This is a genomic window from Pseudomonas sp. 18173 (genome assembly GCF_050432945.1).
In the GTDB taxonomy this organism is placed as follows: domain Bacteria; phylum Pseudomonadota; class Gammaproteobacteria; order Pseudomonadales; family Pseudomonadaceae; genus Aquipseudomonas.
This window is the reverse complement of the sequence record NZ_JBKFTN010000034.1, coordinates 14,190-26,596: the sequence shown is the minus strand read 5'-3', so window position 1 is coordinate 26,596 and position 12,407 is coordinate 14,190. Positions and strand designations below refer to the sequence as shown.

The following is a 12,407-nucleotide window of genomic DNA, read 5'->3' as shown; positions in this document are numbered from 1 at the left end:
CGCACCGCCGCTCCCACCGGGTTTTGTGTTCACAGTCGCTCAGCGACTCTGCGATCCCCCCGCAAAACCGCCTTTCCTGACCGCCGACAACAGATAAGCCCTTCATCACGCCGCACCTTGAACCCGATAGAGTGTCCGGAAAGGAAAAAACGGCTATAAAGTGTTTGGCTGTCAACCAGGATGTGACAATGAACCCCTTCGAAGATATGCGGATCTTTTGCCAGGTGATGGACTCCGGCAGCTTCACGGCGGCCGCTGATCAACTGGGCCTGTCCAAGCAGTTTGTCAGCCGCCGCCTGATGCAACTTGAAGAGCGCCTGGGCGTGCGCTTGCTCAATCGCTCGACCCGGCGCCTGGATGTCACGCCGCTGGGGCAAAGCTATTACGAGTCGGCCTTGCGCCTGCTCAGCGAAGTCGAACAAGTGGAACAGGGCATCGCCGGCCAGACCACCGAACCACGGGGGACCATTCGCGTGAGTGCACCGCTGTCGTTCGCACTGGCGCATCTGGGGTGCCTGCTACCGGTGTTTTTGCAGCGCTATCGCGACGTGACGGTGGAGATGGATTTGAGCGATCGGCCCGTGGATCTGCTGGGTGAGGGTTACGACCTGGCGTTGCGCATCGGCACGCTCGAGGACTCGACCTTGATTGCCCGGCGGATCGCGTCGATCCAGCGGGTGTATTGCGCCAGCCCGGCGTACCTGGCCGAACGCGGCACGCCACTCAAACCCGAGGATTTGCACGGTCATGACTGTCTGCCCTATGGCCATGGTCGACAGGTGCAATGGCGATTTGCGGGGCAGGGCAGGCCGCTGACGGTCAACGTCAGCGGACGGATGCGGGTCAACAATGGCGAGGTGCTCAGGGACGCGGCCATCGCCGGAATGGGGATCACGTATTTGCCGACGTTCATTGTCGATTCGGCACTCAAGGATGGAAGGCTGGTGCAAGTGCTGGGGGATTCCCGGCCGGAGCCGCTGACGTTGTCTGCGGTCTATCCGCAACACCGGCAGAGTTCGCGGCCGGTGCAGGCGCTGGTCGAGTTCTTGCGCGAGCGGCTGGATCGGGTTGAGGGTGGGGTGTAAAAAACGCGCAGTGCCTGACCCAAACGAACCTGTGGGAGCGCCGGTGCGGCGCTCCCACAGGGTGTTGTGTTGTATGGGAATCAGCGGGGATCAGGTCCTTTTGTCATCGCCGGGCTCGACATGGACACCCCGTTTATCTGCCGGCTGGGCATGGACGCCACGGTCATCCCCCGGCTGGGCATGGACACCACGATCATCACCGACTTCACCATTGGCATGAACGCCACGGTCATCGCCGACTTCGCCATTGGCATGAACGCCACGATCGTCGCCGATTTCACCCGCCCGATGCACGCCGCGGTCATCCCCGGGTTCATCATGGGTGCCGCTGCGTCCTGAGGACGAGGCCGATCCGGAGTGACCCGAACCGCTGTTGGCGCTGCCATGGCCGCTGTTGCTGCCATGGTCGCCACCGTGGCCGCTGCCGCCACTGTTGCCACCGCCGCCGCCACCACTGCCGCCACCGCCACCACTGCCACCGCCGCCGCCACCACTGCCGCCACCGCCACCACCACTGCCGCCGCCGCCACCACCACTGCCGCCACCCCCACCACCACCGCCACTACCCCCTTCCTTGGCCTGAGCACTGGATACCCCGGACAGGTGGTCCGGAATCAGTACGGTAGACGCCGACAGAACCGCGCCAATAGCTACTGCCAATAAAAGCTTATTGATGTGCATGTCGTTCTCCGTCTCTTATTTAGATTGGAACGTTGATGAACATTGCTATGTGCTGCTTTCTTCCCATTGGAACTTGTTAAACACCTCGCTGTGCCGGTTTATTCAATTGGACGTTGTAAAAACTCAACGGGCAGCGTGGCCCTGTTCCAAAAAGTCAGTGAATGCTTGAGGCCAGTTCGAAAATCGGGATGTACATCAGGATCACGATCACCCCGATCAACAGGCCGATAAACGTCATGAGCAAGGGTTCGAACAGCCGCACGAACCATTCGATCCAGCGGCTGATTTCTTCGTCGTAGAAATCGGCGCTGCGCTCCATCATCTGCCCGAGGTTGCCGGACTGCTCGCCGGCGCGCAGCAGGCGCAGGGACACGGGGGTCACCAGGTGATTGAGTTCCAGCGCGGTAGACAGTGACTGCCCCTCGCGCACCCGGTCGCAGGCCTGGTCCAGGCGCGAGCGGGAGGCGACGGTGAGCAAGCCACGGACCATGCCCATGGCGGTGACCAGGGGAATGCCGCCTTGCAGCAGAATCCCCAGCGAACGGTAGAACCGCGCCAGCTCATACATGAAGATGCGCTGGTGCACCGCGGGAAGCTTTTCGATCAGACGGTCCAGCCCCCGACGAAAGGCCGGTTGGCGCTGGAGCAGGGCGAGGGCGACGATGATGGCCAGCAGGCCGCCAAAGAATTCGCCCTGGTGGGCGTGAAGGAACATGCCGCTGCTCATCAGGATCTGCGACAACCATGGCAGGTTCGACCCCAACCCTTCGAATACCAGGCTGAAGCGCGGCACGACATAACCCATCAAGAACAGCACCACGCCACCGCCCACCACCAGCAGCAACATGGGGTAGATCGAAGCGCTGACGATCTTCTGGCGAACCTCGTCCATGCGCTGGCGATAGCTGACATACCGGCCCAGGGCATCGCCCACGGCACCGGTCTTTTCACTGGACTGCACCAGCGCAACGTACAGCGGTGGGAAAACCGCCGAGAGCTGACCCAGAGCCTGGGAAAACGATTTGCCCTCGTACAGCAAGCGCACCAGCTCGCTCAGGGTTTTGCGGGCCTGTGGCGCGGTTTCCTTTTCCGCCAGGCTTTCCAGCGCATCGATCAATGGCAGGCCGGCGTTGAGCAATGTGGTCAGCTCCTGGCTGAACAACACCAGGTTGAACGTCTCGCGCTTGTTCAGGCGCAACGCGCGCCAATGCCGTTCGGCGTGCAGGCTGACGACGCGCAGGCCTTGGTCTTCGGCGATGCGCCTGGCTTCGCTGTGTCCCGGGGCCTCGACGGTCATCGACACGACACCGGCCTTGCCAACGGCTTTGAGATGAAAGCGCATGGTCGCCATTCCCGTCAGTTCCAGTTGGTGACTTCGGCGTTCTCGCCTTCGCCGCCGGGTTGTCCGTCCTTGCCCAGGGACAGCAGGTCGTACTCGCTGTTTTCACCGGGGTAGCGATAGGTGTAGTTGCGACCCCACGGGTCTTGCGGGAGTTTTTTCTGCAGGTACGGGCCGGTCCAGCGCGGTTCGTCGGCGGGGGCGGTGACCAGCGCCTGCAAACCCTGTTCGGTCGACGGGTAATGGCCGACCTCCAGGCGATAAAGGTCCAGGGCTTTGCTCAAGCCTTCTATTTGCGCCTTGGCCACTTTCACTTCGGAACGCCCCAGCTGGGCGAAATACTTCGGCGCCACGATGCCGGCGAGCAACCCCAGCACCACCAGCACCACCAACAGTTCGAGCAGGGTGAACCCGCTTTGGGTTCGCCGGGCATAACAAAGTCGCTGATTCATGATGACCTCGCACAGTCGACGGCACAGTTGCCATGTATGTGCATGCAATTGCCATGCTCATGTCTGGTGATCCTTCTGCACCCCTCGTACTACGGGCTTTCCCAGTTACGGCACAGTGCTTGCGTATGGCTGCTGCACTATCGGCCATTGGGGCAATACCCCCATTTTTCGGGGCCGGGAAGGGGAGGTATAACAATGAAGTCACTCACCACCGGGTTGCTGGGTCTGCTTGTATTGACCGGCGCCGCACAGGCCGATGTGTTTGTTTCCGTGGACGCCAATGGCAGCTACGTCCTGTCCAATGTCCACCGCCCCGGGCGCCACTATGAACGGGTGATCCATGAGCCCGAGGCGGCGGTCGTCAGCCTCGACCAGCAACCGCAGATGATCGCTGCGCAACCCTACGCCGAGCTGGTGTCGGCGGCGGCCAAGGCCAACGAACTTCCGGCGGCACTGCTGCACGCCGTGATCAAGACCGAATCCGCCTACAACGCCCGAGCCACTTCACCCAAGGGGGCTCGCGGGCTGATGCAGTTGATGCCCGACACCGCCCGCGAAATGGGCGTGACCAACGTCTACGACCCCAAGGCCAATATCCAGGGCGGTGCCCGCTATCTCAAGCGCCTGATGACGATGTTCGACAACGACATCCGCCTCGCCGTGGCGGCCTACAACGCCGGTCCGCAAGCGGTGCTCAGCCGGGGCAACGTGGTCCCGCCGTTCGCCGAAACCCAGCGTTATGTGCCCAACGTGCTGAACCAGTATCGGCGTTTGCAGGGGATGTCCGCGGATGCGCCGCTGTGATCGAAACCCCGGGGCGGGTTTCCCCCAATAGTGGGGAATAGTGGCCCCGGCGAGAAAGTGGGGGGATTGGGTGGGGAATATCCCCCGGCTTATCAACTCGTGATTACAACTAATTGATAAATAAAATAAATTTTTGTGGCATGCGGATTGCTCTGGACGATTTGTCGAGAAATGTTCCCTGATGATCCGCTGCGAGGCCGAGACCATGGTCGGTATATCCCACGCCCCGTCCCTGATTAATTTGCTGTTGTTGGTGACATCGATGCTCGGCGTCGAGATTGCCAGCGCAGCTGCACGTTGCGAGCGCAATCTGGTGGCCAACGTCGTGGCGTTCGATCAGCCGCTGATGTTCAACCGCCTGGGTGCGCAGAACGTCAACGGCATGATGTTCGCCCTGCGTCGGGATGTGGTTGATGACCGTGATGTTTCCCTCGCCCAAGGGGGCGCTGCGGTGCCGGGCAAGGTTTCCCTGCGGCCCGACAAACGTCCGCGTCCGCTGGTGTTGCGCGTGGCGGCCGGTGATTGCCTGACCATCAATCTGCAGAACCTGCTGGCCTACCAGGCCAACCCGGGCAGTCATGAAGGGTTTGGGCAAGAGGGTGAAGAAGAGGGCGGTCAGGCCGGCAATGCCGATGAATTCAAGGTCGATGAGCAGGTGGCCGACCGTCATGTCGGTTTTCAGGTCAACGGCATGCAGGCGGTCAACAGCATCGATGACATTTCATCCTTCACCGGACGCAATGCCAACACCTTGATCCCGCCTGGCGCCAGTCGTTCCTACACACTGTACGCCGAGCGCGAAGGGGCATTTGCCGCCAGCAGCCGTGGTGCAACCTTTGGTGGCGAGGGCGCGGCCGGCAACGTGGCCAATGGATTGTTCGGCCAGGTGGTGGTGGTGCCCAAGGGCGGGCGCACTTATCGCAACACCGTGACCGAGGAAGAAATGCGCCTGGCCAGCACCGGCCGTACGCCGGCCGGCCAACCGATTGTCGATTACCAGGCCCGCTATCCGCAGCGTGAACCATGGGTTCGCGAAGGCAAGGCGGGTACGCCGATCATCAATATGGTCGACGGCAATGAAATCATCTCCAGTGAAAGCGATGCGATCGTGATGGGCAGCAACGCCGACGGCAGCTTCCCGCCGGCGACCTATCCACTGGAAGCCGTGGGCAAGCGCAATCCGGCGATTCCCAACCGGCTGGAACCGTTCCGCGATTTCGCCTCGCAGTTCCAGGATGAAACCGCTGCCACCCAGGCCTTTCCCGGATATTGGCAAGACCCGGTCATGGCCCACGTACTGGAGCCGACCCGCGATTCGTTCATGATCAACTATGGCTCGGGCGGCATGGGCGCCGAAGTGGTCGCCAACCGCCTGGGCGTTGGGCCGATGCACGATTGCCTGTCCTGCGCGTATGAAGAGTTCTTCCTCAGTTCCCACACCGTCGGCGACGTGGCGATGCTGGTGGACGTACCGGCCAACGCCGGCCTGGAAAACATCCGTCCCGGCGAAACCCCGCGGGCTGACCAGGTGGGCGTCAAGGCAACCATGGCGCTGTATCCGGCCGAGCCGTCAAACGTCAACCACAGCTACATCGGTGACTTCGTCAAGTTCCGCAACACCCACAACGGCCACGAGCAGCACATCTTCCACTTGCACGGGCACCAGTGGCTGTTCAACCCCAACGACGACAACTCCGATTATGTGGATGCCCAGGGCATCGGCCCGGGGGCTGGCTACACCTATGAAATCGCCAACGGCGGCTCGGGCAACCGCAACCGGGTGGCGGGCGATGCGATTTATCACTGTCACTTCTACCCGCACTTCGCCCAAGGCATGTGGGCCATGTGGCGGGTGCACGATGTGTTTGAAGAGGGCACCCGGCTCGAAGTTTCCCAGCAGGGCGCAGACGGCTTCCACAGCGAACCCTATGCCCTGCGCAGCGGCAAGCCGGCGGCCGGCGCGCGGGCCTTGCCCGATGGCGAAATTGTCGCCGGTACGCCGATTCCGGCGGTCGTGCCGCTGCCCGGCAAAGCGATGGCGCCGATGCCGGGCAAGGTCGCCGTGGTGCCGAAAATCGGCCAGACCCTGGTGGCCGCGGGCGACGATGATGGCGGTAGTGGCGGTGTCCAGGCCATCGGTTCACTGGCGCTGGTCGATCGCAGCGAAGCCAACCGCAACGCCGACGGCAGCCTGAAAAACCCCGGCTTCCCATTCTGGATCGGCGGTATGGAGAGTTCGGTCGGCCAGCGTCCGCCAACCCCGCCGCTGGACATGCTCGATGCCGCCAAGGCCCAGGCCTTGAAGAGCAGCGGCAATGGCTTGTGGGCCAATCTCGACCCGAACCAGTCCGGTGGCTGGGATGGCGGCCTGGGGCGCCATGCGCTGGACGGCGTGTCTGCCGGTGGCGAGGCGCACACGGTGACCACGTCGCTGGATTTCTCCAAGGAAGTGACCCGGGCCAAACCGATTTACCTGCCCGAAGAAGGCACGGAAGTCGAACAGGCGGCCATGGCCTTCCATGCCAAGAAGGAACACCCAAGCTTTGCCGTGCTGCCGGGCAGGCAAGTGGTGGCGCGCAACTTCCGCACCAATGGCGCCTTGCCGGTGCCGGGCGCACCGTACTACGAACCGTGCATGGATGACCGGGCCAAGCGCCTGACCGCCAGTGCCGGCACCGGTGAGTTCAATAGCGGTGAGCGCATCGACGGGATGACCTTCACCGGTTCCTCGACCTACACCGCGGACCGCCCGCGGATCTACAAGGCGGCCAACATCCAGTTCGACGCGGTGTACAACAAGGTCGGCTATCACTTCCCGCAGGCGCGCATCCTGGCGTTGTGGGAAGACGCCTGGCCGGTGATCACCAAGCAGCGTCCGCCAGAACCGCTGGTGATGCGCATGAACACCTTCGACTGCGTGCAGTACCAGCAAACCAACCTGGTGCCGGCCACCTATGAGATGGACGACTATCAGGTGCGCACCCCGACCGATGTGATCGGCCAGCACATTCACTTGCCCAAGTGGGACCTGACCTCGGCGGACGGTTCGTCCAATGGCTGGAACTACGAGGACGGCGTGCTTTCCCCGGGTGCCGTGCAGGAACGCATCCATGCCATTCGCCAGTTCAATCAATGCGAAGGCGCCGACCCGCGGGACGGCACGCCAGCCTGCCCGCAAGCCCGGACCCACCCGTTCTTCGGCCAGTACGGCCGTGCCGACTGGCTCGGCGCGCGCACGGCGATGCAGCGCTGGTTCATCGACCCGGTGGTGAACAGCAAAGGCGTCGACCGTGGCCTGGGGACCATTTTCACCCACGACCACCTCGGCCCATCGACTCACCAACAGATCGGTCTGTACGCCACGGTACTGGCCGAGCCCGCCGGCTCGACCTGGTTCCACGCCGAAACCGGCGAGCCGTTGTACAGCGGCGCACGCCAGGACGGTGGGCCTACCTCCTGGCAGGCGGTGATTTCCACCGGTGACCTGGATGGCGATGGCAAGAACGACAGCTTCCGTGAGTTCTTCCTCGAATACAGCGATTTCCAGCACGCCTATGAAGCCGGTGTCTACGTGGGTGCCGGCCCTAACGGTGTGCCGAACCCGCAAGCGTTCCCGGCCACCCCGGACAGCTTCCGCTATGCCATCAATCCGCCGGTGCGCAATGGCGCGAGCAACCTGCTGGAGGGCATTCTCGAAGTGCAGGGCGGGCAGGTGCCCGGTTGCCCGAGCCGGCCGTGTCCGCAGGCCATTTCGGTGGATGACCCGGGCATGTTCGTCGTCAATTACCGCAACGAACCGCTGGGCCTGCGGGTGTACGACCCGTACAAGGTCGGCCCCGACGGCAAGCGTGGCATGCAGGCCGACGGCCTCGGTGGAGACCTCGCGTATGCCATGCAAAGCCGTACCGACCGCGCCATCCCGGCGATGAACCTGGCGCCGAACCTGGTCACATCGGCCACCGGCCCGACCGGCGGCACCACGCTGTTCCCGCCGCATATCAACCGTGGCGGTGCAGAACCGGGAGATCCGTTCACCCCGATGCTGCGCACCTATACCGGCGACAACGTGCGGCTGCGGGTGCATGCCGGTGGCCACGAAGAAGAGCACAACGTCACCTTGCATGGCGTGAAATGGCTGCAAAGCGGTTCCGGTTTCGGCAACAGCTCCAACTCCGGCTGGCGCGCGTCGCAGATGATCGGGATCTCCGAGCAGATGGGCTTCATCGCACCGATATCGATGCTGTCGAGTTCTGCCGCCACCACGGGTGACTACCTGTACTCGATGGACGCTTCCATCGAGGGTTACTGGAGCGGGATCTGGGGCGTGATGCGTAACTACACGGCCCAGCGCAACGACCTGTTTGCCCTGCCGAACAACCCGAAACCGGCGGGCATGCGCAACACCGTGGCGTTTGATGGCACCTGCCCACGGATCGGCGCCAACCCCAACGGCATCGGCACGCGGCCAACGCCCCAGCGCAACTATGAGGTGGTGGCGGCACTGGCCAACGACATTCTCGCCAACCCGTTGGGCCTGACCATCGGTGATTCGGCGGGGCTTGGGCAGCATGTGGGCGGGCCGTTGAATCCGGCGGGCGGCACCCTGGTGTACAACTCGCGGACGGTGAGCATTCCACAGGTCACCGTGACCGATCCTGAAGATGGCGAAACCATCACCATCGGCGGGCAAAGCGGGCCGCTGCATGACCCGACCGCGATCCTGTATGTGCGCAAGGCCGACCTCGATCCGACCACCGGCAAGCTCAAGCCCGGCGTGCCTGTCGAGCCACTGGTGCTGCGTGCGGCGGCGGGGGATTGCATCAACATCACCCTGGAAAACCGTCTGCCCAGTGTCATGCCGGACCTGACCCAGACCGCCGTGATGCAAGGCGTGGTCAAACGCGACCGCAATAGCGGCAGCGGTTCGACCACCTTCAGCAACAACCTGATCCGGCCGTCCAGCCATGTTGGCCTGCACGCGCAATTGCTGGCGTACGACATCACCAAGTCCGACGGTACCAACGTCGGCGCCAACCCGATCCAGACCGTGCCACCGCGGGTGGGCAACATCGGCGCCTACCCGACCCGTACCTACCAGTACTACGCCGGGCACCTGGAGCGCGAGGGCAAACCGATCACCCAGTTGGGGCGCAGCGTCGACAACATCAACGCCACGGCGGTGGAGTTCGGCGGGTTGAACATCACCCCGGCGGACGTGATCAAGCAGCCACAGAAAGGCCTGGGCGGCGCGATGAGCATCCTGCCGGCCGGTGCGACCTGGGTCGAAGATGCGCGCAAGGCCAATGCGACGGTCACGGCCACGGGGCAAACCAGCTATCGCGACTTTGCGACGGTCTGGCAGAAAGCCCTGAACATGCGCTGGGCCAACGGTCGGCCGGTTGAGGGCATTGCGGCGGAAGGCTTTGGTGTGCCGAACGATCCGCAGGACAACTCCAGCATGGCCATCAACTACAAGACCGAGCCGATGTGGTACCGCTTCGGCCTCGCTCCGGATGCACCCTTCGGCCACGCCGACGGCGCAGGTTATGGCGACATGGCAAACGCGCACATGGCCTACAGCAATGCGCTGGTGGGCGGGGATCCACAGACGCCGGTGCTGTATGCCAAGCCAGGACAACCGTTGCGCATGCACATCCTGATGCCCAGTGGCGGCAGTCGCGGCTCGACCTTCCAGCTCGACGGCCACGTCTGGTCGGTCAATCCGTTCCTGCCCGAGAAGAGCGATGCCGGTGGCTACCCGATGAGCACGCCTGGCGTGGGTTCGGTGAAGTTCGGCTTCAACCCGATGTCGATGTACGTCGGCTCCCACGAGAGCGTCCTGCCGGCAGCGCATTTCAGTTTCATGCTGCCGAGCGCCGGGGGCACCAATGCGATACCGGGTGATTACCTGTTCCGCGACTACGGCGCCTACGGCAACACCGCCGGGCTGTGGGGATTGTTGCGCGTGACCAATGAGCTGGAACCGGCGCCGGCACCTTAGACGCTGGACGAAAAGGGGGGGCTGACTCCACCCCTGCGGGATACGGGCAAGGCAGGCACCGATCTGTATAGAGGGATGTTGCTATGGACAGGACCATCAAAATCGTTGGCAGCGCGCTGATCGTCGCCATGGCGTTGATCTGGATCGGCGTGTGGCGCACCGCGCCCCCGAAGGCACTCAACGATATCGCCTTGCCCGACACCTGGAGCAACCGGACGCTGGAACGCGACGGGGTTTCGGTAGCCCTTGAGGTGAAGCCGCTGGCCGAAGACGGTGTGTTGCGTGAGGGCGGCTTTGCCGACGTGCAATTTCGGGTGACGGACAAAGCCTCGGGCCAACCCTTGTCCGGTGTCGCGCCGGGGGCCTGGATCGACCCGGAAACCGTCGCCGCCGACCAGGCCCAGGGCCGCGACAAGAGCTGCAAGTCGCGGGTCGGGGTGTTCCTGAAGTCGAGTATCGGTGCCCGCCCCCTGGTTGATCTCAACAGCTACTTCCTGCTGGTGATGAACCGTGATGCCAGCGTCTCGGTGGTCGACCCGTCGGTGTCCGTCGGCGGCATCACCAGCACCCTGGCACGCATTGACCTGAAACAGCCACCGATGGACTGGGTCACACCCAGGGACAACAAACGGGTGTTTGTCTCGATGCCCAACGCCGGCGAAGTGGCGGTGATCGACAGTGAACAGTTCAAGCTGATCGACTCGGTGGCGGCCGGCAGCAATCCGGTGCGCGTCGCCCTGCAGCCGGATGAACGTCTGCTGTGGGTCGGCAACAACGCCAGGCTGGACGGGCAATCCGGGGTCACGGTCATTGACACCGCCAGTCTCAAGCCCCTCAAGCACCTGGCCACCGGTGCCGGGCATCATGAAATCGCGTTCAGCAAGGACAGCCGTTTCGCCTTTGTCACCAACCGCGATGACGGCACCCTGAGCATCATCGATATCGCCAGCCTGACCATCGGCAAACAACTGAAGACCGGCTCCAATCCGCTGTCTGTGATGTATTCGCCGCTGTCCGGCGCCGCCTATGTGGCCGATGGCAAGGACGGCACGGTGACAGTGGTCGACGGCGCCAGCCAGTCGGTGCGCCGGGTGATCAGGCTCAAGCAGGGACTGGGCCCGATGGGCTTCAGTGCCGATGGTCGTTTTGGCATCGTGCTCAACACCCTGGAAAATCAGGCCGCGGTGATCGACACCGCCAATGACGCGCTGATCCATGAGCTGAATGTCTCCGCCGAGCCCTGGCAAGTGGTGTTCACCAAGGCCTATGCCTATGTGCGCGGGCTGGCTTCGCCGAAGGTCACGATGATCAACCTGGCGTCCCTTGGCGAGGGCCGCACGCCGATCACCCAGGGTTTCGAGGCCGGGGCCCAGGCGCCGCGGATGGCCGGCGACCTGCCGCTGGCGTCGAGCCTGGCGGTATCGCGCGATGATAACGCGGTGTTCGTGGTCAACCCGGTAGACAACACCACCTACTTCTACGCCGAAGGCATGAACGCGCCGATGTCCGGGTACCCCAATCGCGGGCAAGTGGCGCGGGCGGCGCTGGTCATCGACCGCAGCCTGCGGGAAATCGGGCCGGGGCTGTACAGCTCGCGGGTCAAGCTGCCGGCGGCGGGGCGCTTCGACGTGGCGTTCCTGCTCAACCAGCCGAACATCATCCACTGCTTCAGCACCGTGGTGGAGGCGGACAAAGGCCTCGATCAACACCGTGGGGTGCCCAAGGTGGAGTTCATGCTCGACACGTCCACCGCGGACCTGGGCAGCCCGTACGTGGTGCGCTTTCGCATCGTCGAGGGCAAGCACAAGGCGCAGCGCAGCGGGGTCAAGGATGTTCAGGTGCGCTACTTCCGCGCGCCGACGTCGCGACCACAGGAAGTCGCCGCCCTGGAAGTCGCCGACGGTATTTACGAAGCCCCGGTGAACCTCGACCAGAACGGCGCCTGGTACCTGCACGTGCGGGCGGCGTCCCTCGGCTCGGGTTTCGATGACAAGACCTTTGCCAGCGTCCGGGTCAGACCCGGCGATACCCATTAAGAGGAAACT

General features: G+C 63.4%; 7 protein-coding genes. 4 read left to right on the top strand and 3 right to left on the bottom strand.

Going from position 1 to position 12,407, the window contains the following annotated elements:
* The first annotated feature begins 188 nt into the window (after positions 1–188).
* Positions 189–1,085, top strand: coding sequence for a LysR family transcriptional regulator (locus tag ACLD1X_RS26855; protein WP_429372961.1), 897 nt, complete (start codon positions 189–191; stop codon positions 1,083–1,085).
* A gap of 90 nt (positions 1,086–1,175) precedes the next feature.
* Here ACLD1X_RS26855 and ACLD1X_RS26850 read toward each other — a convergent pair whose 3' ends face one another.
* From ACLD1X_RS26850 to gspG, 3 genes are all read right to left on the bottom strand, one after another.
* Entirely contained in the window at positions 1,176–1,766 is a 591-nt protein-coding gene (locus ACLD1X_RS26850; RefSeq protein ID WP_429372959.1) for a hypothetical protein, read from the bottom strand.
* A gap of 154 nt (positions 1,767–1,920) precedes the next feature.
* Complete coding sequence (locus ACLD1X_RS26845) at positions 1,921–3,108, bottom strand: type II secretion system F family protein (RefSeq protein WP_429372957.1); 1,188 nt, start codon at positions 3,106–3,108, stop codon at positions 1,921–1,923.
* A gap of 14 nt (positions 3,109–3,122) precedes the next feature.
* Positions 3,123–3,557 (bottom strand): type II secretion system major pseudopilin GspG, encoded by a 435-nt coding sequence (gspG, locus tag ACLD1X_RS26840; RefSeq protein WP_429372955.1) that lies wholly within the window; start codon positions 3,555–3,557, stop codon positions 3,123–3,125.
* Positions 3,558–3,752: 195 nt separating this feature from the next.
* Between gspG and ACLD1X_RS26835 the strand changes: the two genes are divergently transcribed.
* From ACLD1X_RS26835 to ACLD1X_RS26825, 3 genes are all read left to right on the top strand, one after another.
* Positions 3,753–4,361, top strand: a complete 609-nt coding sequence (locus ACLD1X_RS26835; RefSeq protein ID WP_429372953.1) for a lytic transglycosylase domain-containing protein — start codon at positions 3,753–3,755, stop codon at positions 4,359–4,361.
* A 205-nt stretch (positions 4,362–4,566) separates the two neighbouring features.
* Positions 4,567–10,362 (top strand): manganese-oxidizing multicopper oxidase MnxG, encoded by a 5,796-nt coding sequence (gene mnxG / locus ACLD1X_RS26830; protein ID WP_429373007.1) that lies wholly within the window; start codon positions 4,567–4,569, stop codon positions 10,360–10,362.
* A gap of 83 nt (positions 10,363–10,445) precedes the next feature.
* Positions 10,446–12,398 carry a YncE family protein gene (locus ACLD1X_RS26825; protein WP_429372951.1) on the top strand — a complete coding sequence of 651 codons (1,953 nt, stop codon included), beginning with the start codon at positions 10,446–10,448 and terminating at the stop codon, positions 12,396–12,398.
* Positions 12,399–12,407: the final 9 nt, after the last annotated feature.